This is a genomic window from Sphingomonas sp. SL1004 (assembly GCF_057815015.1).
In genome coordinates, this window is the sequence record NZ_JBYMUX010000001.1 from 4050457 (window position 1) to 4072564 (window position 22108).

At 66.0% G+C, this 22108-nt stretch carries 20 protein-coding genes; 14 read left to right on the top strand and 6 right to left on the bottom strand.

The annotated features are described in order from the left end of the window. Positions 1 to 11 precede the first annotated feature (11 nt). From dapA to AC3D24_RS18770, 11 genes are all read left to right on the top strand, one after another. Positions 12 to 896 (top strand): 4-hydroxy-tetrahydrodipicolinate synthase, encoded by an 885-nt coding sequence (gene dapA, locus AC3D24_RS18720; RefSeq protein ID WP_489032571.1) that lies wholly within the window; start codon positions 12 to 14, stop codon positions 894 to 896. Positions 897 to 1105: 209 nt separating this feature from the next. Continuing rightward, the gene (smpB, locus tag AC3D24_RS18725; RefSeq protein WP_055879372.1) at positions 1106 to 1588 is read left to right on the top strand and encodes an SsrA-binding protein SmpB; all 483 of its coding nucleotides are present in this window, start codon (positions 1106 to 1108) and stop codon (positions 1586 to 1588) included. 78 nt (positions 1589 to 1666) lie between these two features. Next, entirely contained in the window at positions 1667 to 2152 is a 486-nt protein-coding gene (locus AC3D24_RS18730; protein WP_489033234.1) for a DUF2062 domain-containing protein, read from the top strand. A gap of 93 nt (positions 2153 to 2245) precedes the next feature. After that, positions 2246 to 4312: a M13 family metallopeptidase gene (locus AC3D24_RS18735; protein ID WP_489032572.1), complete on the top strand. Its 2067-nt coding sequence runs from the start codon at positions 2246 to 2248 to the stop codon at positions 4310 to 4312. Between the two features lie 175 nt (positions 4313 to 4487). After that, entirely contained in the window at positions 4488 to 6530 is a 2043-nt protein-coding gene (locus tag AC3D24_RS18740) for a M13 family metallopeptidase (protein ID WP_489032573.1), read from the top strand. 390 nt (positions 6531 to 6920) lie between these two features. Then, complete coding sequence (locus AC3D24_RS18745) at positions 6921 to 9335, top strand: hybrid sensor histidine kinase/response regulator (RefSeq protein WP_489032574.1); 2415 nt, start codon at positions 6921 to 6923, stop codon at positions 9333 to 9335. Positions 9336 to 9357: 22 nt separating this feature from the next. After that, positions 9358 to 9708 (top strand): response regulator, encoded by a 351-nt coding sequence (locus AC3D24_RS18750; RefSeq protein ID WP_380778601.1) that lies wholly within the window; start codon positions 9358 to 9360, stop codon positions 9706 to 9708. Between the two features lie 303 nt (positions 9709 to 10011). After that, positions 10012 to 11733 carry a dihydroxy-acid dehydratase gene (gene ilvD, locus AC3D24_RS18755; RefSeq protein WP_489032575.1) on the top strand — a complete coding sequence of 574 codons (1722 nt, stop codon included), beginning with the start codon at positions 10012 to 10014 and terminating at the stop codon, positions 11731 to 11733. Between the two features lie 130 nt (positions 11734 to 11863). Then, positions 11864 to 12277 (top strand): hypothetical protein, encoded by a 414-nt coding sequence (locus AC3D24_RS18760; protein ID WP_489032576.1) that lies wholly within the window; start codon positions 11864 to 11866, stop codon positions 12275 to 12277. Continuing rightward, positions 12274 to 13764 carry an NAD(P)H-hydrate dehydratase gene (locus AC3D24_RS18765; protein ID WP_489032577.1) on the top strand — a complete coding sequence of 497 codons (1491 nt, stop codon included), beginning with the start codon at positions 12274 to 12276 and terminating at the stop codon, positions 13762 to 13764. The genes AC3D24_RS18760 and AC3D24_RS18765 overlap by 4 nt, the downstream gene beginning before the upstream one ends. Then, positions 13761 to 14990, top strand: a complete 1230-nt coding sequence (locus AC3D24_RS18770) for a class I SAM-dependent RNA methyltransferase (protein ID WP_489032578.1) — start codon at positions 13761 to 13763, stop codon at positions 14988 to 14990. Before AC3D24_RS18765 ends, AC3D24_RS18770 begins: the two co-directional genes overlap by 4 nt. Positions 14991 to 15045: 55 nt before the next feature. Here AC3D24_RS18770 and truA read toward each other — a convergent pair whose 3' ends face one another. Both truA and fmt read right to left on the bottom strand, forming a co-directional pair. Then, positions 15046 to 15804, bottom strand: a complete 759-nt coding sequence (truA, locus tag AC3D24_RS18775; RefSeq protein ID WP_489032579.1) for a tRNA pseudouridine(38-40) synthase TruA — start codon at positions 15802 to 15804, stop codon at positions 15046 to 15048. Continuing rightward, positions 15801 to 16727 (bottom strand): methionyl-tRNA formyltransferase, encoded by a 927-nt coding sequence (fmt, locus tag AC3D24_RS18780; protein ID WP_489032580.1) that lies wholly within the window; start codon positions 16725 to 16727, stop codon positions 15801 to 15803. Before fmt ends, truA begins: the two co-directional genes overlap by 4 nt. 52 nt (positions 16728 to 16779) lie before the next feature. Between fmt and recR the strand changes: the two genes are divergently transcribed. The 3 genes from recR to AC3D24_RS18795 all read left to right on the top strand — a co-directional run bounded on the left by recR (position 16780) and on the right by AC3D24_RS18795 (position 19816). Next, on the top strand, positions 16780 to 17376 hold the full coding sequence (gene recR, locus AC3D24_RS18785) for a recombination mediator RecR (RefSeq protein WP_056052820.1): 597 nt from the start codon (positions 16780 to 16782) through the stop codon (positions 17374 to 17376). Between the two features lie 31 nt (positions 17377 to 17407). After that, positions 17408 to 17932 (top strand): peptide deformylase, encoded by a 525-nt coding sequence (gene def, locus AC3D24_RS18790; RefSeq protein ID WP_489032581.1) that lies wholly within the window; start codon positions 17408 to 17410, stop codon positions 17930 to 17932. Positions 17933 to 18367: 435 nt separating this feature from the next. Beyond that, positions 18368 to 19816, top strand: a complete 1449-nt coding sequence (locus AC3D24_RS18795; protein WP_489032582.1) for a DNA recombination protein RmuC — start codon at positions 18368 to 18370, stop codon at positions 19814 to 19816. A gap of 399 nt (positions 19817 to 20215) precedes the next feature. Here the strand turns inward: AC3D24_RS18795 and rplI are convergent, their stop codons facing one another. The 4 genes from rplI to AC3D24_RS18815 all read right to left on the bottom strand — a co-directional run bounded on the left by rplI (position 20216) and on the right by AC3D24_RS18815 (position 22002). After that, entirely contained in the window at positions 20216 to 20812 is a 597-nt protein-coding gene (rplI, locus tag AC3D24_RS18800; RefSeq protein ID WP_056050886.1) for a 50S ribosomal protein L9, read from the bottom strand. An 11-nt stretch (positions 20813 to 20823) separates the two neighbouring features. Further along, positions 20824 to 21048 carry a 30S ribosomal protein S18 gene (gene rpsR / locus AC3D24_RS18805; RefSeq protein WP_031393978.1) on the bottom strand — a complete coding sequence of 75 codons (225 nt, stop codon included), beginning with the start codon at positions 21046 to 21048 and terminating at the stop codon, positions 20824 to 20826. A 2-nt stretch (positions 21049 to 21050) separates the two neighbouring features. After that, the gene (rpsF, locus tag AC3D24_RS18810; protein ID WP_056062596.1) at positions 21051 to 21485 is read right to left on the bottom strand and encodes a 30S ribosomal protein S6; all 435 of its coding nucleotides are present in this window, start codon (positions 21483 to 21485) and stop codon (positions 21051 to 21053) included. Positions 21486 to 21645: 160 nt separating this feature from the next. Then, complete coding sequence (locus AC3D24_RS18815) at positions 21646 to 22002, bottom strand: RcnB family protein (protein WP_489032583.1); 357 nt, start codon at positions 22000 to 22002, stop codon at positions 21646 to 21648. Between the last annotated feature and the right edge of the window lie 106 nt (positions 22003 to 22108).

A 22108-nucleotide genomic window follows, 5' to 3' on the forward strand; every position in this document is an offset into this window, starting at 1 on the left:
CAGGCCACCGCATGTTTTCAGGATCTATTCCGGCGCTCGTCACGCCGTTCGCCGCCGACGGCAGCTTTGACGAACCCGCCTATCGCGACTTCATCGAATGGCAGATCGTCGAGGGCTCGTCGGGGCTGGTCGCGTGCGGGACGACCGGCGAAGCGGCGACCCTGTCGTACGACGAGCATTTCCACGTCGTCCGCGTCTGCGTCGACCAGGCGAAGGGCCGCGTGCCCGTCATCGCCGGTGCAGGCTCGAACGACACGCGCGTCGCATCGGCAAACCTGCGTGCCGCGAAGGATGCCGGCGCCGACGCTGCACTGATGGTGCCACCCTATTACAACCGGCCGGGGCAGGAGGGCATCTTTCGCCATTTCGAGGCGCTGGCGACGTCGACCCCGCTGCCGATCATCCTCTACAATGTCCCCGCACGGACGGTGACGGACATCCAGCCGGCGACGCTGGCGCGGATCGTCGCCGCGTTCCCGGACGTGTTCGTCGGGGTGAAGGATGCCAGCGGCGTCCTCGCCCGCGTTTCTCAGCATCGCGCGGCATGCGGCCCGGATTTCTGTCAGCTGTCGGGCAATGACGACCTCGCGCTGGCGTTCAACGTCATGGGCGGCACCGGCTGCATCTCGGTAAGCGCCAACGTCGCGCCGAAGCTGTGCGCGGAGTTCCAGGCGGCGTGCCAGGCCGGCGATTTCGTCAAGGCACTGGCCTATCAGGATAAGCTCTACCCGTTGCACGAGGCGCTGTTCACCGACGCCTCGCCAGGCCCGGTGAAGTACGCGATGACGAAGGTGCGGGCGGGCTTCCCGGAGACGCTTCGCCTGCCGATGACTCCTGCGGGCGACGCTGCGCGTGCGGCGGTCGACGCGGCGCTGGCACACGCTAAACTCGGCTGAGGCAGACTTACGATCCTCCCCCGCCAGGGGGAGGTGGCTGGCTCTTGCCAGACGGAGGGGGAGGCAGGAGCAACCGCTGTTTCGCATCCTCCCCCTCCGTCGCCTTGCGGCGCCACCTCCCCCTGGCGGGGGAGGATCGAAATGGGGACTACAAGAAACACAAGGCTAAGCTTCCCCTAAGCCCTCGGACCCCCTACATCGCGCGTCCCATGGCACGTCCCAAACCCCCGACCTTCGAGAAGACCAAGATCGTCGCCGAGAACCGGCGCGCGCGGTATGATTATTACATCGAGCAGGTGTTCGAGGCGGGCATCGCGCTCACCGGCACCGAGGTGAAGGCGCTGCGCGGCGGCGAAGGCTCGATCGCCGAGGCGTATGCCGAGGTGAAGGGCAAGAACGTCGTCCTGGTCAATTCGAACATCCCCGAATTCAGCCACGGCAACCGCTTCAACCACGAGCCCAAGCGGCCGCGCAAACTGCTGCTCCACGAGCGCGAGATCAACAAGATGTTCGGTGCGGTCGCGCGCCAAGGTATGACGCTCGTGCCGCTGATGATCTACTTCAATTCGAAGGGCCGTGCGAAGATCGAACTGGCGCTCGCCAAGGGCAAGCAGAACCACGACAAGCGCGATTCGGTGAAGGAACAGGACTGGAAGCGCGAGCAGGGCCGGATCATGCGGGATCGCGGATAGCCTGTGTCGAAGGCGCCGGGCAGTATCTTCGGGCGCCTCGCGGCGTGGTCGCATCGCAATTTGCCGACCCGCGAATCGATGGAGCGGAACCGCCTCCTCCGTCCGGTAGCGCACCGCGTGCTCGCGCCCGAACTCTGGCGCTTCACCCGCCGCTCGGTCCCGCGCGGTGTTGCGCTCGGTATGGTTGCCGGCATCCTGATCCCGGTCGCGCAGACGCCCGTGGCCGCGATCTTCGCGCTGCCGTTCCGCGCCAACGTCCCGACCGCTGCGCTGACCACCTTCATCACCAACCCGCTGACCACGCCTCCGCTCTGGATCGCCGCCTATTGGATCGGCTCGTCGCTGCTCCGGCTGGACGAACACGTCCCCGGGCAACCCGTTGCCGATGCCGCGGCGCGGACCGAATGGATCCCGTGGCTGATGCAGGCGGGCCCCGCCACCGCGCTCGGGCTGCTGGTCATCACGATCGTCTGCTCGATCGGCGGCTATGCGCTCAGTGCGCTCGGCTGGCGGTTGTGGATCGCGCGCAAGTGGCGGCACCGTCACGATAATCGCGGTTCGTAACAATCGTCACTAATATTGACCTACCCGAATTGACGGACCGTCTTATCGGCGTAGAACACGCCGCATCCAGACGATCTTTCTCCGAGGTTCTTGATGCGTAAGTCGATTGTTACCGTGATCCTGCTCGCGTCCGCCGCATCGGCGATCGCGCAAACCGCTACACCGTCGCCGACCCTCGCCAAGGCCGCCAAGGGCCCCGTTGCCGCCAAGGATGCCAACAAGCCGCAGATCGGCGATTTCGGCTTCGACATGGCCGGCCGCGATACGAGCGTGACGCCGGGCACCGACTTTTTCGATTACGCGAACGGCGGCTGGGTGAAGACCACGCCGATCCCCGCCGACCGTTCGTCCTACGGCATGTTCCACGTCCTTCAGGACCTGTCGCTCGAACGCACCCGCACGATCCTCGACGTCTCCGCCAAGACGCCCGGCGACAAGGTCGGCGATTTCTATTCCAGCTTCATGGACGAGGCCGCGGTCAACGCGAAGGGCGCGACGCCGGTCAAGCCGATGCTCGCCGCACTGAAGGCAACCAGCGACAAGACCGCGCTTGTCACCGAGATCGCCAAGCTCCAGCGGCAGGGCGTCGGTGGCCTCGTCGGTGTCGGCGTGCAGCAGGACGACAAGGATCCGACCACCTACGTCGTCAGCCTCGGCCAGAGCGGCATCGGTCTCCCGGACCGTGACTATTACCTGAAGGACGACGCGAAGCTCGCCACGATCCGCACCGCGTACCAGGCGTATCTCACGCGGATGCTGACGCTTGCGGGCGAGCCCAATGCGGCAGCCCGCGCTGCCGCCGTGTTCAACATGGAGAAGGGCCTCGCGACCGCGCACTGGACCCGGATCGAGAGCCGCGACGCCGACAAGACCTATAACAAATGGACCGCCGCCGACTTCGCCGCGAAGGCGCCCGGCTTCCCCTGGGCGCAGTACATGACCGCGATGGGCGTCACCGGCCGTCCGTTCTACCTCGTCGCACAGCCGAGCGCGGTGACGGGCGAGGCGAAGGTGTTCGCCGACACGCCGGTCAACGTCCTCCAGGACTATGCGATGCTCAAGGTGCTGCGCGCGTACGCGCCGTACCTGTCGAGCGATTTCGACAAGACCAACTTCGCCTTCTACGGCACCACGCTGTCCGGCACGCCCGAGCAGCAGGTCCGCTGGAAGCGCGGCGTCTCGACCGTGTCGGGCGCGATGGGCGAGGCGATCGGCCAGCAATACGTGGCGAAGTATTTCCCGCCCGCATCGAAGGCTGCCGCCGACGATCTCGTCAAGAACGTTATCGCGGCGATGGGCGAGCGTCTCCGAAACCTCGAATGGATGGCGCCCGAGACCAAGACCAAGGCGCTCGCCAAGCTTGCCGCCTTCACCCCGAAGATAGGCTATCCGGACAAGTGGCGCGATTATTCGGCGCTCCAGATCCAGCGCGGCGATCTCGTCGGTAACGTCGCGCGCGCCAATGCGTTCGAATATGATCGCGACCTGAAGAAGCTCGGCCAGCCGATCGATCGGGCTGAGTGGTTCATGACGCCGATGACGATCAACGCCTACGCCAACCCGACGATGAACGAGGTCGTCTTCCCGGCCGCGATCCTGCAACCCCCGTTTTTCGATCCGAAGGCTGACCCGGCGGTAAACTACGGCGGCATCGGCGCGGTGATCGGCCACGAGATCAGCCACCATTTCGACGACCAGGGCCGCAAATACGACCTCAACGGCAAACTCACCGACTGGTGGACGCCGCAGGACGTCGCGCGCTTTAAGGTCTTCACCGACGCACTCGTGAAGCAATATGATTCGTACGAACCGCTTCCCGGCCAGCACATCCAGGGTGGCCTGACGCTCGGCGAGAACATCGCCGACTTGGCGGGCCTCACGGTTGCCTACGACGCGTACCACAAGTCGCTCGGCGGCAAGCCGGCGCCGATCATCGACCGCACCACCGGCGACCAGCGCTTCTATTACGGCTGGGCGGGCGTCTGGCGCACCAAGTTCCGCGACGCCGCACTGCAGCAGGCGCTGTTGTCGGACCCGCATTCCCCGGGCCACCAGCGCGTTCTGACGGTCCGCAACCTCGATCCGTGGTACGCCGCGTTCGGCGCCAAGCCGGGTGAGGCCAGCTACCTCGCCCCCGCCGACCGCGTTCGTATCTGGTAGATCAACCTCGCCGCATACCCCGATTTGGTACCTCCCCGGCGAAGGCCGGGGCCCAATTGGGGAACAGGCGTAACGGTAAATTGCCCCTCGTTATCAAGACCTTTCCAGTTGACCCCGGCCTTCGCCGGGGAGGTGGTCTTGATAGTTTGTGCCAACGAAACTCCCGGAGAACCCCATGAAGTCCTTCATCGTCGCCGGCCTGCTCGCCGCAACCGCCATCACCGGCGTCACCGCCGCCATCTCGCAAACCACCGCACCTGCCGCCCCCGAAGCGTCCACCGGCGCCCAATTCGGCAGCTTCGGCTTCGACGAGAAGGGCATGGACAAGACCGTCCAGCCCGGCGACGATTTCTACACCTTCGCCAACGGCAACTGGTCCAAGAACACCCCGATCCCCGCCGACAAGTCGAACTACGGCGCGTTCAATCTCCTCTCCGACCTGTCCGAGACCCGCACCCGCGGTATCCTCGACACCGCCGCGAAGGACCCCAACTCGAAGATCGGCCGCGCCTACGCCACCTTCCTCGACACCGGCACGATCGAGGCAAAGGGGCTCGCGCCGATGCGGCCGTGGCTGAAGAAGATCGCCAGCCTCACCGACCGCGCGCAATATCCCGCCCTCCTCGCCGAAGCCGACCGCGCCGGAATTGGCGGCCCGTTCGGCGGCGGCGTCGGCCAGGACGACAAGCTGCCCGAGCAATACGCGCTCTCGCTCGGCCAGTCCGGCCTCGGCCTGCCCGACCGCGATTACTATCTAAGCGCCGACGCCAAGCTGGTCGAAGCCCGCAACGCCTACCGCGCGCACATCGTCAAGATGCTCACCCTCGCCGGCGAACCCAATGCCGAGACCCGCGCCACCGCCCTGCTCGCGTTCGAGACCGAGATCGCCAAGGTCAGCTGGACCCGCGTCGACAGCCGCGACGCCACCAAGACCTACAACAAGATGACCGTCGCCGATCTCGCCAAGCGCGCCCCCGGCTTCGATTTCGCCGCGTACTTCAAGGGTATCGGCACGCCCGTCCCGACCGTCATCGTCGCGCAGCCCTCCGCGATCACCGGCATCGCCAAGCTCGTCGCGACCGTACCGATCGGCGTGCTCAAGGACCAGCTGATCCTGCGCTCGCTCGACGGCTATGCCGACGTCCTCCCCAAGGCGTTCGACGCCGAGCAGTTCGCGTTCTACGGCACCGTCCTCGGCGGCACGCCCGAGCAGGAAGCCCGCTGGAAGCGCGGCGTCCAGTTCACCTCGGGCGCGCTCGATGACGAGGTCAGCAAGCTCTACGTCGCGCAGTATTTCCCGCCCGAAACCAAGGCCGCGGCCGACAAGCTGGTCAAGAACGTCCTCGCCGCGATGGGCCGCCGGATCGACAAGCTCGAATGGATGGCGCCGGAGACGAAGGTCAAGGCACACGCCAAGCTCGCCGCCTTCACGCCCAAGATCGGCTATCCGAGCCAATGGAAGGATTTCTCCGGCCTGACGATCACATCGGGCGATGCGTTCGGCAACGAATGGCGCGCGAACGAATGGCAGCACCAGGATAATATCTCCAAGCTCGGCAAGCCGTTGCAGCGTTGGGAATGGGGCATGACGCCGATGACGGTGAACGCCTACGCCAATTTCGGCATGGTCGAGATCGTCTTCCCCGCCGCGATCCTGCAGCCGCCATTCTTCGATCCGAAGGCCGACGACGCAGTCAACTACGGCGGCATCGGCGCGGTCATCGGCCACGAGCTGAGCCATCATTTCGACGACCAGGGCTCCAAGTATGACGCCAAGGGCCAGCTCACCGACTGGTGGACGCCCAAGGACATCGCCGGCTTCAAGGCGCTCACCGGCAAGCTCGGCGCCGAATATGACGCGTACGAACCGCTCCCCGGCATGCACGTGAAGGGCGAACTGACGATGGGCGAGAACATCGCCGATCTGGCCGGCCTCACGGTTGCGTACGACGCATACCACACCGCGCTCGGCGGCAAGACCGCACCCGTGCTCGACGGGTTTACCGGCGACCAACGCTTCTATCTCGGCTGGGCGCAGGTCTGGCGCCGCAACTACCGCGAAGCCAATCTCCGCAACCGCCTGCTGACCGACCCGCACTCGCCGTCGCAGCAGCGCGCCTGGGTCGTGCGGAACCTCGACCCCTGGTACGCGGCGTACAAGCCGACGGCCGGGCAGAAGTTGTACCTGACGCCCGAACAGCGCGTCCGGATCTGGTAACGGGTGCACCGAGCGCCTCTAGTTCCCCCCGCGAAGACCGGGGCCCAGGAGTCACAAACGCTAGCGCTTGTAATCCTGGACCCCCGCCTTCGCGGGGGAACGGCGTTGTTGTCTTGCGGTGCGCAAAAACCACTCAGCCTGACAGCGGCCGCAAGCCAATCGACGTCACCCCAGCGAAAGCTGGGGTCTCCCTCCAGGCGGGCGACGCGCGCCAAACAGGAAGATCCCAGCTTTCGCTGGGATGACGTATGCAGCGTGGATGAGGTGTTTCGCGCGGACGTCGGCCTCTGCCGGGCTGAAGCTTTCAACGCACAGCGTCGTGAGCGCTTAGAACCTCCAAAACCGCAACCCGCTTGACGCCCAGCCCCGCAACAGCGGATGACTCTCCCGATGGCATCGTTCGCTTTACCCACCCCCCTGCGCAACGGCGCACGCAACGCAGCACTCGTCGCTGCGCTCGCCGGCATCGCTGCCGCCGGACTCGTCCTCCTGCTCGTCGGCAGCTGGATCGCCGCCGCCGGGTTCTTCGCCGCTGCCATCATCGTCATCGGCGCGCTGATCGCCTGGCGCCTGCTCAACCCGGTGGTCAGGGACGCGCCCCGCCCGGTCGACTGGGACCTCACACGCGCCGTCGCTGAGGCCGGCACCGACGCGATCGCGATCACCGACCGTGCCGGGCGGCTGGTCTGCGCGAACGACGCCTACGAAGCGCTGTTCGAAGGGTTTCCCACACCGCCAAACCTGCCGCTTGATGAAGCCGGCGTCGCGGCCCTCGCCGATGCCGGCCGCGCCGCCTGGCGTGACGGCGCCGCGCACGTTGAGCGCTTGAACGCCCGCGGTATCTGCCTGTCCGCGGCAATCACCCGTGCCGGCGACGATGCCGACATGCTCGTCTGGCGCTTCGTCACCGCGCAGGAGCACGATCTCGCCGAGACGCTAGCCGCCTTGCTCGCCGGTCCGACCGGAGACCGGCTCGGCGGGAGCGGCATCATGGCCGCGTTGCTGTCCCCCGACGGCCGCGTCCGCACCGCAAACCGGGTCCTCCGCAAACGCGCCACCGGCAGCGAATACGAACCGATCGACGGCCGTGACTTCGCCCGCTTCCTGATCACCGACAGCCGCGGCCTCGTCCGATTCGAGCGCGAAGGCCTCGAGGGCACGCCCCTCCGTGTCCTCCAGATCCCGTTTCTCGAAGGCGACGACGCCCCCGTGCTGGTCGCGCTACTCGACGACGAGGAGGACGCGCCCGCGCTCGGCGCGAGCGCGTCGGCGCATGTCCGCAGCCTTGTCAGCCTGATGCCGTTCGGCATGGCACTGGTCGACCGCGACGGTCGCTTCCTGCAAATGAACGATTCGTTCCTGCGCGCGGCCGGCGTCAATGCGGTAGCCCCGCCGCTCTATCCGGGCGATCTCGTCGTGCGCGAGGACAAGGCCGCGGTCGCCGACGCAATCCGCAAGTTCGCGAACGGCGCGACGCACTCCGCCGACATGGCGGTCCGCCTCAAGGACCACCCCGACGAGCCGGTCGCGCTCACCATCGCCGGCGCCCGCGGCCTAGGCGACGCCGCCGTCCTGCTCAGTCTCAAGGACAATAGCGAGGAAAGCCGCCTCAAGCGCGAGGTTGCCCAAGCCACCAAGATGCAGGCGGTGGGCCAGCTCGCGGGCGGCGTCGCGCATGATTTCAACAACATCCTGACTGCGATCATCGGCCACTGCGACCTGATGCTGATGCGCCATTCGCCCGGCGATAGCGATTACGACGACATCCAGCAGGTCCGCACCAACTCGAATCGCGCTGCCAGCCTCACCCGTCAGCTGCTCGCCTTCTCGCGCCAGCAGACGCTGCGCCCGCAGATTCTGCAACTTCCCGACGTCGTCTCGGAAGTCTCGAACCTCCTCAAGCGCCTGATGGGCGAGAACGTCCGCCTCGATATGACCCACGGCCGCAACCTCGGCCCGGTCCGCGCCGATCCCGGCCAGCTCGAACAGGTCGTCGTCAACTTGGCGGTTAACGCGCGCGACGCGATCGTCTCGGCCAACGCCCGCGGCGGCGGCGTGCTGACGATCACCACGCGCTCGGTCCCCGCGGTCGAAGTGCGCGAGATGGCGTCCGATATCCTGCCCGTCGCCGACTACACCGCGCTGGTCGTGTCCGACACCGGCACCGGTATCCCGCCCGACGTGCTGCCCAAGATCTTCGAGCCGTTCTTCACGACAAAGGAATTCGGCAAGGGCACCGGCCTCGGCCTTTCCACGGTCTACGGCATCGTCAAGCAATCCGGCGGCTACATCTTTGCGGACAGCAAGCTGGGGCAGGGCGCCACCTTCACCATGTACCTCCCGGTCCACTCGGCGCCGGCGGCGACGCGCCCCGCAGTGGTCAAGCCTGCGCCCAAGCCCGTCGACCTCTGGGGCACCGGCACGATCCTGCTGGTCGAGGACGAGGACATGGTCCGCGCCGTTGCGGAACGTGCGCTCGCACGCCAGGGGTATACCGTGCTGACAGCCGAGAACGGCGAAGTCGCGCTCGAAGTACTCGAGAAACACGGCCGTCCCGATCTGCTCATCAGCGACGTCGTGATGCCGCAGATGGACGGCCCGACGATGGTGCGTCACGCGCGCGAGAAATACCCCGACCTGCCGATCCTGTTCATGTCGGGCTATGCGGAGGAGCAGTTGCGCAAGTCGATCGACCTCGAAAACGTCGCGTTCCTGCCCAAGCCGTTTTCGGTCCAGGAACTGGCAGAAGCGGCGCGAGACGTGCTCGCTGCGCGGCGACCCGAACAAGATGTTGGCAAGTCGTAACAATCCCGACTATGCGGATGCCATGACCGCTACCCAACAGATCCTCATCGTCGAGGACGAACCGTTGATCGCCATGATGCTGGAGGATTTCCTCGAAGTGCTCGACAAGGGGGTCGCGGGGTCTGTCGACACCGTGGCCGATGCGTTGAAGCGGATCGAACAGGGCGGCGTCGACGGCGCAATCCTGGACGTGAACCTGCGCGGCGGTGAAAAGAGCACGGCAGTCGCCGAGGCTTTGGCCGCGAAAGGCGTCCCCTTCGTCTTCGCCACCGGCGGCGGCGACGATGGCGTAGCCCCCGAATTCCGCGACCGCCCCCGCCTGCAAAAGCCCTTCACCATGGACGGCGTAGCAAAGGCCCTGGAAGGCCTCTAACCCTTCTTCACCCCTCCCTGAAAGGGAGGGGCCGGGGGTGGGTAGGCCCCTTGGCGAGCGCGACGTCAGCCAACGGGCCGACCCAGCCCCTCCCTTCCAGGGAGGGAGCATTCATTCACCCTCTCGTCATTCCCGCGAAGGCGGGAACCCCATACTGGCTGGCCTTAGCGATAGGATAGCGAACCCTTGAGCATCTAGATCCCCGCCTTCGCGAGGATGCCGGAGAACGGGTCGAGCCTCCTACCGAAAAATCTACGCAACTCTCTTGCGCAAATGCCCCCTCCCGCGACATAGGCGTTCGCCATGACCCGCACATTCGATAAATCGCGCCTGCCGAGCCGCCATGTCTCCGTCGGCCCAGAACGCGCCCCGCACCGCAGCTATTACTACGCGATGGGCCTCGACGAGGAGCAGATCGCCCGCCCATTCGTCGCGCTCGCGTCCGCCGGCAACAACTCCGCGCCCTGCAACACGACGCTCGACGCGCAGGCCGATGCCGCGCAGGCCGGCGTCATCCAGGGCGGCGGCATGCCGCGCCGGTTCAATACGATCACCGTCACCGACGGCATCGCGATGGGCCACCAGGGCATGAAGGCCAGCCTCGTTAGCCGCGAAGTCATCGCCGATTCGGTCGAACTCAGCGTCCGCGGCCATTGCTACGACGCGCTCGTCGGCTTCGCGGGCTGCGACAAGTCGCTCCCCGGCATGATGATGGCGATGCTCCGCCTCAACATCCCGTCGGTGTTCGTCTATGGCGGCTCGATCCTGCCGGGCCGCTATCAGGATCGCGACGTCACCGTCGTCGACGTCTTCGAGATCGTCGGCAAATACGCCGCCGGCGCGTGCCCGCTCTCCGAAGTCCACGCGATCGAGAAGGTTGCATGTCCCGGCCACGGCGCGTGCGGCGGCCAGTACACTGCCAACACGATGGCCTGCGTCGCCGAAGCGATCGGTTTGTCGATCCCGAACAGCAACATGGTGCCGGCTCCTTACACCACGCGCGAACAGATCGCCGTGGCGGCCGGCGCCCAAGTCATGGAATGCCTGGCCGACAACATCCGCCCCCGTGACATCTGCACGCGCGAGGCGTTTATCAACGCCGCGCGCGTCGTCGCCGCGACCGGCGGCTCGACCAACGCCGCGCTGCATCTCCCCGCGATGGCGTCCGAAGCCGGGATCGAATTCGACCTGTTCGACGTCGCCGAGATATTCAAGACGACGCCGTACATCGCCGACCTCAAGCCCGGCGGTAAGTACGTCGCCAAGGACATGTACGAGGCCGGCGGCGTCTACATGCTGATGAAGACGATGCTAGCGGGCGGCTTCCTCAACGGCGATTGCCTGACGGTAACCGGTAAGTCGCTGGCTGAGAACATCGACCAGGTGACGTGGAACCCCGACCAGAAGGTCATCTACGACATCAAGACCCCGCTGACGCCTACGGGCGGAGTGGTAGGCTTGCGCGGCAGCCTCGCCCCCGACGGTGCGATCGTGAAGGTCGCCGGCATGCACCGCCTCCAGTTCTCTGGCCCGGCCCGCGTGTTCGATTGCGAGGAAGACACCTTCGCCGCCGTCGAGAAGCGCGAGATCAACGAAGGCGAAGTCATCGTTATACGCTACGAAGGCCCCAAGGGCGGCCCCGGCATGCGCGAGATGCTGTCGACCACCGCCGCGCTTTATGGCCTCGGCATGGGCGAAAGCGTCGCACTGATCACCGACGGCCGTTTTTCGGGCGGCACGCGTGGCTTCTGCATCGGCCATGTCGGTCCCGAGGCAGCGGACGGCGGCCCGATCGCCCTGGTCGAGAATGGCGACATCATCCACATCGACGCCGAAGCCGGTACGATCGACCTCGATGTTCCCGACGACGTCATGGCGACGCGCCGTGCGGCATGGGTGCCGCGCACCAACGATTACGGCGCGGGCGCACTCTGGCGCTATGCGAAGACCGTCGGCCCGGCCTACAAGGGTGCCGTCACGCATCCCGGAGCCGCAGCCGAAACCCATGTCTACGCGGATATTTGAGCCCACGCGGATAGGTAAACGAGACCCGCACTCCGCCCGTCACCCCAGCGAAAGCTGGGGTATCCCGGTTGGCGCGCGTAGTGACCCGATCGGGGAGATCCCAGCTTTCGCTGGGATGACGGAAGGCCGCGTGGATGACGGCTTCGGTAGGACATCCAATCGACTCCTGTGGCTCGCCCTCCTTTCGCTGCCCCTAGCGGCATGCGGGCCCGGCAAGCCATCCAGCACGCAGGTCGCGGCCGAGCAGACCAAGGAGGCCGCCGCCGACCTGCGCATCCCCTGCGCCCGCGGGACCGCCGCGCTCGAAACGGTCTGCACGATCGAGCAGGCCAAGGGTGAGACCGGCCCGATCCTGACGATCCGCCACCCCGACGGCGCGTTCCGCCGCCTGCTCGTCACCGACGACGGCCGCGGCGTCGTCGCGGCCGACGGGGCAGAGGTCGCGAAGGTCGGCCTAATCGATGGCAACGGTATCGAGGTGTCGATCGGCGACGCTCGCTATCGTCTTCCCGCCACCGTCAAAGGTGCGGCCAAGCCGTCATGATCGCGATCGAAGGCCAGCCGATCCTGACCGCTGCCGAAATGCGGGCTGCGGAAAATGCGGTAATCGCAACCGGCGTCTCGGTCGAGACGCTGATGGACCACGCCGGCACCGCGATCGCGCACGCGGTCCGCCGGTTGGCGGGCACGAACGAAGTGCTGATCCTCTGCGGCCCCGGCAACAACGGCGGCGACGGCTATGTCGCAGCGCGCGTACTGGCCGAGATGGGTGTTGCGGTCAGGGTCGCGGCGTTGTCGGAGCCCAGGACGGATGCGGCGAAGTCGGCGAGGGCAGGGTGGCTAGGCCCGGTCGAAACGCTGGCGGAGGCAAACCCCGCGCCAATCCTGGTCGACGCACTGTTCGGCACCGGCCTCACGCGGCCCATTGGTCTTCGCACCGGATCTACCCCGAATACCCCCCCGGCGGAGGCCGGGGCCCATCTGGGCAACGCTATCGATAAGGCGACCGGTTCACCCAATTGGACCCCGGCCTCCGCCGGGGGGGTGTCGGTGGTGGGCCGGCTTCACTCCCTAGCCAGCGCCGCCCAACTCAGCATCGCTGCCGACCTCCCCAGCGGTCTCGCCACCGACTCAGGCGAGGCGCTCAGCACACCCCCGGTCTTCAACCTCACCCTAGCCATCGGCGCCGTAAAACCCGCCCACCTCCTCCAACCGGCAGCCCGCTACTGCGGCGAGATCCGCCTCCTCGACATCGGCGTCCCTACCGTCAGCCAAGCCGAAGTCCTGAAAGCCCCAAGCCTCCCAGCCCCCGGCCCGGACTCACATAAATATACCCGAGGAATGGTCGCGATCATCGCCGGCGGCATGTCCGGTGCCTCCGATCTCGCAGCGCTGGCCGCGATGCGCGCCGGCGCCGGCTACGTGACCCTGCTCGGCGACAGCCAAGGCCCCCCGCACGCGCTCGTCCGCACGCCATTCTCCGATCACGCGCTGGCCAACGACCGCATCGGCGCGCTCGTCATCGGCCCCGGCCTCGGCCGCGATGATACCGCCAAGGCGCGTCTCGAAGCTGCACTGACCTCAGGCCGCCCCCTGATCATCGACGGCGACGCCCTCCGCCTGCTCGACCCCGATCGCATCAAGGCGCTGGACGTCCCCGTCATCCTCACACCCCACTCCGGCGAGTTCGACCCGCTCTTCGGCAAATCCGACACCGACAAGATCTCCCGAGCCCGCGACGCCGCCACCCGCGCCCACGCGGTCGTCGTCTTCAAAGGCGCCGACACCGTCATCGCCGCCCCCGACGGCCGCGTCCGCATCGCGCAAGGGTCCAGCGACTGGCTGTCCACCGCCGGCACCGGCGACGTCCTTGCCGGCGCGATCGGCGCGATGCTCGCTGCCGGGCTCGATCCGCTCGACGCAGCCTGCGCCGGAGTGTGGCTCCACGGTGACGCTGCCCGCCGATTGGGCGCGGCTTTCATCGCCGACGACTTGGCGGAAGCGCTCCGGTCGGCCAGAGCGGCCCCATGACCACTGACTCGACCTCTGAAACGAACATCGACACGATCGTCCGCGTCGCGGCGCGCGGCGACGGCATGACCGCCGACGGACGCCACGCCGCCTTCTCAGCGCCCGGCGACACGCTCGCAGCGGACGGCACCGTGATCCCCGGCCCGCACCACCAGACGCCGCCCTGCGTGCATTTCCCGACCTGCGGCGGCTGCCAGCTTCAGCATCTCGACGACCAGGCCTATGCCGAGTTCGTCACCGACCGCATCGCCTCCGCGCTCGACGGCCAGGATCTGTTCGCGCCGATCCGCACGCCGCACATCTCGCCCGAGCGCAGCCGCCGCCGCGCGACGCTCCACGCCGAGGCCAAGGGCGGCAAGATCACGCTCGGCTTCACCGCGGAGAAGGCGCACACGATCGTCGACATCAAGGAATGCTGGATTCTCGATCCGCGCCTGTTCGCGCTCGTCCAGCCCTTGCGCCAACTGCTCAAGCGCCTCAACTTCCGCCGCCGCGCCGACATCCACCTGACGCTCGCCGACCAGGGCGCGGACATCCTGATCACCGGTTTCGCCCCCGAAGGCCTCCCCGCCGCCGAAGCGCTCACTAAATTCTGCGAAGACCACAAGATCGCCCGCGTGGCGTTCGACGACGGTCTCGGCCCCGAGACGCGGTGGGAACCCGACGCGGTCACGATCACCTTGGGCGGCGTCCCCGTGCCGCTCCCGCCCGCGTCGTTCCTGCAAGCCACGCCCGATGGCGAAGCCGCACTCACCGCCGCGGTCCTGGAAGCGATCGGCAAGCCCGCGACCGTCGCCGACCTCTTCGCCGGCCTCGGCACCTTCACGCTCGCGATCCCGGCGAAGGTGTATGCGGCCGAAGGAGCGCGCGACGCACTCGGCTCGCTGAAGGCCGCCGCGCACCGCACCCAGCGCCCAGTCTACCCAGAGCACCGCGATCTTTACCGCCGGCCGCTGACGGTGGCCGAACTCGATCGCTTCGATGCGGTGGTGATCGATCCGCCCCGCTCTGGCGCGCGCGAGCAGGCGACCGCGCTGGCGGAGTGCAAGACGCCGGTGATCGCCTATGTCTCGTGCAATCCGGCCAGCTTCGCGCGCGATGCGAAGGAACTGTGCGACGCGGGTTGGCGGATCGACTGGGTCCAGCCGGTCGGCCAATTCCGCTGGTCGACGCATGTCGAGTTGGCTGCCAAGTTCGTCCGCAACGCTTCCCAGCCGTCATCCTGACGAAAGTCAGGACCCAGGGTACCGAGCGATACGCTTTGTAACTCTGGGTCCCGGATCAAGTCCGGGATGACGAAGAAGGGTAGACGGCACTCACAAAAAACAACCCATCAGGCGGCGCATTCAGCCCCAGCATCGCCCGATCCTTCGCCTCGAGCGCGGCCGCAACATCGTCAACCGCCCAACGCCCCATACCCACCAGCGCCAGACACCCGACCATGGACCGCACCTGATGATGCAGGAACGACCGCGCCGCCGCGTACACAAACAGCCGCTCCCCCTCGCGCACCACCTCCAGTCGGTCCAAAGTCCGCACCGGACTATCCGCCTGGCAATGCGCCGACCGAAACGTCGTGAAGTCATGCCGCCCAACCAGCGCCCCCGCAGCCTCCGCCATAGCCCCCGCATCCAGCGGCTGAGGCACCTGCCAAGCCAGCCCCGCCTCGAACGTCAGCGGCGAGCGTCGATTGACGATCCGGTACTCATACGACCGCCCGACACACGAAAACCGCGCATGCCAATCGTCGTCGACCACCTCGCACGCCAGCACCGACACCGGTGCCGGCTTCACCAGCGCGTTCAGCCCCTCCATCAACCGAAACGCCGCGAGCGGCTTCGCGATGTCGACATGCGCGCGCATCGCCATCGCGTGGACGCCCGCATCGGTCCGCCCCGCGGCCTGTACGGATACGGTCTCGCCGGTCATCTTGAGCACGGCGGCCTCCAGCGCCGCCTGCACGCTCGGCCCGTGCTTCTGCCGCTGCCAGCCCATGAACGGCCGCCCGTCGAATTCCACCGTCAACGCGAACCGCGTCAAAGCTGCGTTCCCGACGGGATCGCAAACCCGCGCAGCATCTCCTCCGCCGAGGTCACGCCGCGTCCAGCGCGCTGCACCAAGGTCGGCCGGATCGCCCCGTCGCCACACCCGATCGTCAGCTCGGCATTGACCGTCAGCCCTTCGCACCCAAGAAACGAGAACGGCAACACGTCCGCCGCCAGCACCTTCACCCGCTCGCCGGCATGCTCGAACCACGCCCCCGGCGCCGGGTTCATCGCCCGCACCAGCCGCTCGACCTCGACCGCCGACCGCTCGAAATCGATCCGCGCCTCCGCCTTGTCGATCTTGGCGGCATAAGTAACGCCCTCCTCGGGTTGCGGCCGGGCAGGGTAGGCGTCCAGATCGGCCAGCACCTCGACCATCAACCGAGCCCCCATCGCGGAGAGTTCGGACGTCAGATCCCCCGCGGTCTTGCCGACGATCGGCGTCCGACCCTCGAGCCGAACCGGCCCGGTATCCAGACCTGCTTCCATCTGCATGATCCCGACGCCCGTCTCGGCATCGCCCGCCAAGATCGCCCGCTGCACCGGCGCCGCCCCCCGCCACCGCGGCAACAGCGATCCATGCACGTTCAGGCACCCGAGCCGAGGCGCCTCCAACACCGCGCGCGGCAGAATAAGACCATACGCGGCGACTACCGCCACATCCGCGCCCAAAGCCGCAAACGCCTCGCGAGCCTCCAGCCCTTCCGGCAAAGACGCCTTGAACGATACCGGCGTTCGCACCTCGATCCCCAGCGCCTCCGCCCGAACCTGCACCGGCGAAGGCACCAACTCGCGCCCACGCCGCCCCCCCGGCCGGGCAGGCTGGCAATACGCCGCCGCCACGTCATGCCCCGCCGCGACGAGGGCCTCCAGCACCGGCACCGCGAAGTCCGGCGTTCCCATGAAGATGATCCGCATGGCCCTCTCGAACACGCTGGCGGGGAGCCGCGCAACCCCCTATCTGTTCCCTATGGCATCCCCCGAGATCGAGGCGCTGACGCAGGCGCTGGCCCGGCTCCCCGGCCTCGGCCCCCGGTCCGCACGTCGCGCCGTGCTGCATCTGCTCAAGAAGCGCGACGCGGCGCTGGGTCCGTTGCGCGAGGCGCTGACCGCGGTCGACGAACGGCTGGAGAATTGCTCGACCTGCGGCAACGTCGACACCACCAACCCCTGCGCGATCTGTGCCGACCCGCGCCGCGACCAGCGTTCGCTGTGCGTCGTCGAGGAGGTCGCGGACCTTTGGGCATTGGATAGGTCCCGCCTGTTCCCCGGCCGCTTCCACGTCCTCGGCGGCCGCCTGTCCGCATTGGAAGGCATCCGCCCCGAAGACCTGAGCATAGACAGCCTCGTCCGCCGCATCGAAGCCGGCGGCATCGACGAAGTCGTCCTCGCGATGAATGCCACGCTCGAAGGCCAGACCACCGCGCACTACATCGCCGAGCGCATCGAACGCTTCCCCGTCCGCGTCACCCAACTCGCGCATGGACTCCCGGTAGGGGGCGAACTCGACTATCTCGACGAGGGCACGCTGGCGCAGGCACTAAGGGCAAGGCGGCCAATGGCTTGACGCACCCCCGCGCGGAACCTAGCTGCGCGTGATGACCGTAATGACCGTTCTCGAAGTCCCCGATCCCCGCCTGCGCCTCGTCGCCGAGCCGGTGGAGACTGTCGATGATTCCACCCGCACGCTCGTCGCCGACATGATCGAGACGATGTACGATTCCAACGGCATAGGCCTCGCCGCGACTCAGGTCGGCGTGCAGCAGCGCGTCCTCGTCATCGATCTCCAGGAGGAGAAGGACGAGGAAGACAAGCCGATCAAGAACCCCAAGGCGTACATCAACGCCGAAATCCTGTCGGTCAGCGACGAGATGTCGACCTACAACGAAGGCTGCCTCTCGATCCCCGAGCAATATGCCGAAGTCGCACGTCCGGCGCGGTGCCGCGTGAAATGGCTAGACGAGACCGGCGCGGCGTTCGAAGAAGACCTCGACGGCCTGCTCTCGACGTGCATGCAGCACGAGATCGACCACCTCGACGGCGTGCTGTTCATCGACCACATCAGCCGCCTCAAGCGCGACATGGTGCTGAAGAAACTGGCGAAGCAGCGCAAGCTGGGGTGAGGGGCGAGCACGAGCACGAGCGCTTGAGGGTGGGCACCCGTTCACCCAACACGCTACCACCCCGGCGAAGGCCGGGGCCCAATTGAGGGCCGTCGCCAACTGAGCGCAGTCCCTCGTTACCGTGACCTTTCCAATTAGACCCCGGCCTCGGCCGGGGTGGTGCTATTCTACGAGGATGTGGAAGCGCCCACCACTAGTTCCCCCGCGAAGGCGGGGGCCCAGGACCAAGAACGCCACCGCTGGTAACCCTGGACTCCCGCCTTCGCGGGAGAACACGATTCTGACTGTCCTACGCCAATCGTTCGACGTATGTTCCACCTATGACGTCTCCAATCTCCGCCCAAACCCGCTCGCTCACGCGCTCATCTCTCCCACGGAAAATGCTGCGCGAGCGTCTATACTTCCTATACTTCACTCCCGTTTCGCCGGTGCAAAATGGCTGAGTTCGCCATAATCGCCGTCCTCGCGCTAGCCGCCGGTGTCCTCCTCGGCTGGCTGCTAGCCTCCCGCCGCGCCGCAACCCTCGCCAGCGAACTCGCCGTCGCGCAGACCAAGGTCGCCGATGCCGACCTGATCCGCACCGCCCGTGACGCCGTCGAGCGCGAACGCAACGCCGCGATGCAGGACCTCGCCACGCTCCGCGCGCAAAACGCCGAACGCGCCACCGACACCGATCGCCTGCGCCTCGACCTCGGCACGATCCGCGCCGACCGCGACGCCGCCCGCACCGAAATTGCCACGCTGAAAGCCCAAGGCGAGGCATTTGAAACCCGCCTGCTCGAACTTCGCGAAGCCAAGGACGTCATGGCCGCACAGTTCGGCGACGTCGCCAACAAGCTGCTCATGGACGCGCAGAAGACCTTCCTCGACCGTGCTGATGCTCGCTTTCGCCAGTCCGAAGAAACATCCGGCATCAAATTGGAGTCGATGCTCCAGCCCGTAAGCGACCGTCTCAAACGCTACGAAGAAGGCGTCGCGAAGGTCGAAGCTGACCGCCGCGACGCATTCGGCGACCTGAAGGGCCAGATCGAACAGATGCGCCTGGGCCAGGAAAAGGTCTCGACCGAAGCTGCCAAGCTCGTCAATTCGCTCCGCAACGCCCCCAAATCCCGCGGACGCTGGGGCGAGCAACAACTGAAGAACGTCCTCGAAACCTGTGGCCTGAGCGAACACACAGACTTCCAGACCGAAGTCAGCGTAACGCAGGAAGACGGCAGCCGTTTGCGTCCTGACGCCATCGTAAAGGTTCCTGGGGGGCGGAGTCTCGTTATCGATGCCAAGGTTTCATTGAACGCATATCAGGATGCATTTGGAGCCGTTGACGAAAGTGAGCGCGAACTTGGTCTACGATCACACGCCGCGTCTATGAGAGCTCACGTTAATAGTCTCGGACAAAAGGCTTATTGGAACCAGTTTGCTGATACTCCAGACTACGTCGTCATGTTCGTTCCCGGCGAGCATTTCCTATCAGCGGCACTCGAATATGACCCGTCACTGTGGGATTACGCGTTTGACCAGCGTGTTCTGCTAGCGACGCCGACTAACCTGATTGCAATAGCGCGGACGGTGGAAGCAGTTTGGCGTCAGGAAAAGATGGCTAAACAGGCGCAGCAGATTGGTGCGCTTGGCAAGGAGATGTACGATCGTCTCGCTAAAGTAGCAGAGGACCTACGCAGAGTGGGAACTGGCCTCAACACTGCCGTGAAAAACTTCAACGGCTTCACCAACTCGTTCAACGGCCGCCTGATGGTAACCGGCCGCAAGTTCCGCGACCTGAATATCGAGACGGGCGCGCGTGACTTGGAGGACGTGTCCTCGGTCGATGCGCTAGCGCTAGGCGAGGGACCTGCACTGATCGAGAAGCCGGAAAACGTCGAAAGCTGACACTAGCAGTTGTGAACCACCCCGGCGAAGGCCGGGGCCCATTTGGGGGACGCGAATGATGAGCGCTGCGATCCGTTACTCTAGCTTTCCCAATTGGGCCCCGGCCTCCGCCGGGGTGGTAAGCAAGTAAAGTTCTTGTACCGAAAACCGATCGGTACAAAATTCGTTCACCTCTCGGCAACCTTTCCTGACCCTGCGCATTAACCGGATAACACCCCCAAGAGTCATCCGGTCATGAAACACCTAGTCCCCCTCTTCTGCGCTTTGATCCCCTTCGCAGCAATGATCGGCGCCTGCGTAACCTGTCCCTGACGCCCGTCGCGCAGACACAAAAGAAAAGGCCCGCCCGGATCGCTCCGGGCGGGCCTTTCTGTATCGGCTAGAAGGGAAGCGAAGGGATCAACCCTGCGCCTCTTCCTCCTGGTCACGCGGTGCTTCGGCGGTCGCGCCGGGCTCTGCGTTCGGATCGTAATCCTCGACGAAGCCAGCCTCGTCGCGCTCGAACATCGACGACATCACGTCGACGCCCGAAGCCTGCATCTCGGCCTCTTCAGGCGAGCGGGCGACGTTGACCTTGACGGCCACCGACACCTCGGGGTGCAGCGATACCTTGACGGTGTAGACACCGATCGCCTTGATCGGCTTGTCGAGCACGATCGCCGACTTGCCGACCTTGTGACCGTCGGCCACCAGCGCATCGACCAGATCGCGAACCGCGACCGAACCGTAGAGCTGACCGGTGTTCGACGCCTGACGGATCAGGGTCACGGTCGCGTCGTTGAAGGTCTTCGCTTCGGTCTCGGCATCGCTGCGACGCGATGCGTTGTCCGATTCGATCTTCGCACGGTTCGACTCGAACACCTTGCGGTTGGCTTCGTTCGAACGAAGCGCCTTCTTGTTGGGAAGCAGGAAGTTACGTGCGTAACCGTCCTTGACCTTCACCACGTCGCCGATAGCACCAAGCTTTTCGACGCGCTCAAGCAGAATGACGTCCATGTGGGCGCTCCTTACTTAACGATGTAGGGCAGCAAGCCCAGATGACGCGCACGCTTGATGGCCTGGGCCAGCTCGCGCTGCTTCTTTGCGGCCACCGAAGTGATACGCGACGGGACGATCTTGCCACGCTCGGACACGAAGCCCTGCAGCAACCGGACGTCCTTATAGTCGATCCGGGGAGCGTCTTTGGCGGAGAACGGGCAGCTCTTGCGGCGGCGGAAGAATGGACGTGCCATAATTATTCTGCTCCCTCTTCACGGTCGCGGCGCGGGCCACGATCGGGACGATCGCCACGATCCGGACGGTCGCCACGGCCACCCTCACGGTCGCCACGACGCTCGCGGTCACGATCCGACTTGCGCATCATCACGGTCGGGCCCTCTTCGAGGGTGTCGACCTTGACCGTCATGTAACGGATGATGTCTTCGTTGATCTGGGTCTGGCGCTCCAGCTCTGCGATCACGCTGCCCGGGGCATCGATCTCGAGCATGACATAGTGCGCCTTGCGGTTCTTGGCGATCTTGTACGCCAGCGAACGCAGGCCCCAGTTCTCGGTCTTTACGACCCGACCTTCGTTGTCGTTCACGATCTTGGTGGCGATTTCCGCCAGTGCGTCCACCTGCGCTTGTGCCAGATCCTGGCGCGCAAGGAACACGTGCTCGTAAAGAGCCATGTCTTGTCCTTCGTCTTGGCCGATCGCTGATACACGCCCCATGCGCGCACCCCTCCGGCTGTCGTCTAGAATGCAAACAGGGGCGAGAGACGCGAATCTCTCACCCCGGTTGCAAAGGGCCTTACCCGATTATCCGGGAAAGGCAAGGCGCTGGTAGGCGTTACCGAAACGCGCCGCCACGAACCTGTACCACATTGCCGCGGCCATTGATCAGGAGCGCATCGTTGCCCGAGCGGACCCACTGGCTGCCACGCGGCGGAGCAGCAAGGCGATACGTCTTGTACGTCGTGATCACCCGATAGTTCTGCGCCTGGCGGCGATCGAACTGCTGGCCGGCGCGCCAGTTGCGATATTGTGGCGCCCGCGTGACGGTCTTCTTGGTGACGACGGTGCGGCCATTGTCGTTGTGGCGCACGGTGGTCACTTCGCGGCGCTGCTGCGCGTCTACCGGTGCTGCGGCGAGCAGCGGGCTGGCGACGAGCGTGGCGGCAAGCGCGCTGAGGATGAACGTCTTCATGATAATCTCCCGTCTGAAACACGGCGCCGTTGCTGCGGCGTCCTCCATAATCTGGGAGCCGATTGTCGCAGGCGCTTGTCGCAAGGCCGGCGAAATGGTCGCATAT

Bases quoted from the DNA above. Each gene is read 5' to 3' on its own strand.
- dapA (WP_489032571.1), top strand. From the start codon at position 12: ATGTTTTCAGGATCTATTCCGGCGCTCGTCACGCCGTTCGCCGCCGAC.
- smpB (WP_055879372.1), top strand. From the start codon at position 1,106: ATGGCACGTCCCAAACCCCCGACCTTCGAGAAGACCAAGATCGTCGCC.
- AC3D24_RS18730 (WP_489033234.1), top strand. From the start codon at position 1,667: ATGGAGCGGAACCGCCTCCTCCGTCCGGTAGCGCACCGCGTGCTCGCG.
- AC3D24_RS18735 (WP_489032572.1), top strand. From the start codon at position 2,246: ATGCGTAAGTCGATTGTTACCGTGATCCTGCTCGCGTCCGCCGCATCG.
- AC3D24_RS18740 (WP_489032573.1), top strand. From the start codon at position 4,488: ATGAAGTCCTTCATCGTCGCCGGCCTGCTCGCCGCAACCGCCATCACC.
- AC3D24_RS18745 (WP_489032574.1), top strand. From the start codon at position 6,921: ATGGCATCGTTCGCTTTACCCACCCCCCTGCGCAACGGCGCACGCAAC.
- AC3D24_RS18750 (WP_380778601.1), top strand. From the start codon at position 9,358: ATGACCGCTACCCAACAGATCCTCATCGTCGAGGACGAACCGTTGATC.
- ilvD (WP_489032575.1), top strand. From the start codon at position 10,012: ATGACCCGCACATTCGATAAATCGCGCCTGCCGAGCCGCCATGTCTCC.
- AC3D24_RS18765 (WP_489032577.1), top strand. From the start codon at position 12,274: ATGATCGCGATCGAAGGCCAGCCGATCCTGACCGCTGCCGAAATGCGG.
- AC3D24_RS18770 (WP_489032578.1), top strand. From the start codon at position 13,761: ATGACCACTGACTCGACCTCTGAAACGAACATCGACACGATCGTCCGC.
- fmt (WP_489032580.1), bottom strand. From the start codon at position 16,727: ATGCGGATCATCTTCATGGGAACGCCGGACTTCGCGGTGCCGGTGCTG.
- recR (WP_056052820.1), top strand. From the start codon at position 16,780: ATGGCATCCCCCGAGATCGAGGCGCTGACGCAGGCGCTGGCCCGGCTC.
- def (WP_489032581.1), top strand. From the start codon at position 17,408: ATGACCGTAATGACCGTTCTCGAAGTCCCCGATCCCCGCCTGCGCCTC.
- AC3D24_RS18795 (WP_489032582.1), top strand. From the start codon at position 18,368: ATGGCTGAGTTCGCCATAATCGCCGTCCTCGCGCTAGCCGCCGGTGTC.
- rplI (WP_056050886.1), bottom strand. From the start codon at position 20,812: ATGGACGTCATTCTGCTTGAGCGCGTCGAAAAGCTTGGTGCTATCGGC.
- rpsR (WP_031393978.1), bottom strand. From the start codon at position 21,048: ATGGCACGTCCATTCTTCCGCCGCCGCAAGAGCTGCCCGTTCTCCGCC.
- rpsF (WP_056062596.1), bottom strand. From the start codon at position 21,485: ATGGCTCTTTACGAGCACGTGTTCCTTGCGCGCCAGGATCTGGCACAA.
- AC3D24_RS18815 (WP_489032583.1), bottom strand. From the start codon at position 22,002: ATGAAGACGTTCATCCTCAGCGCGCTTGCCGCCACGCTCGTCGCCAGC.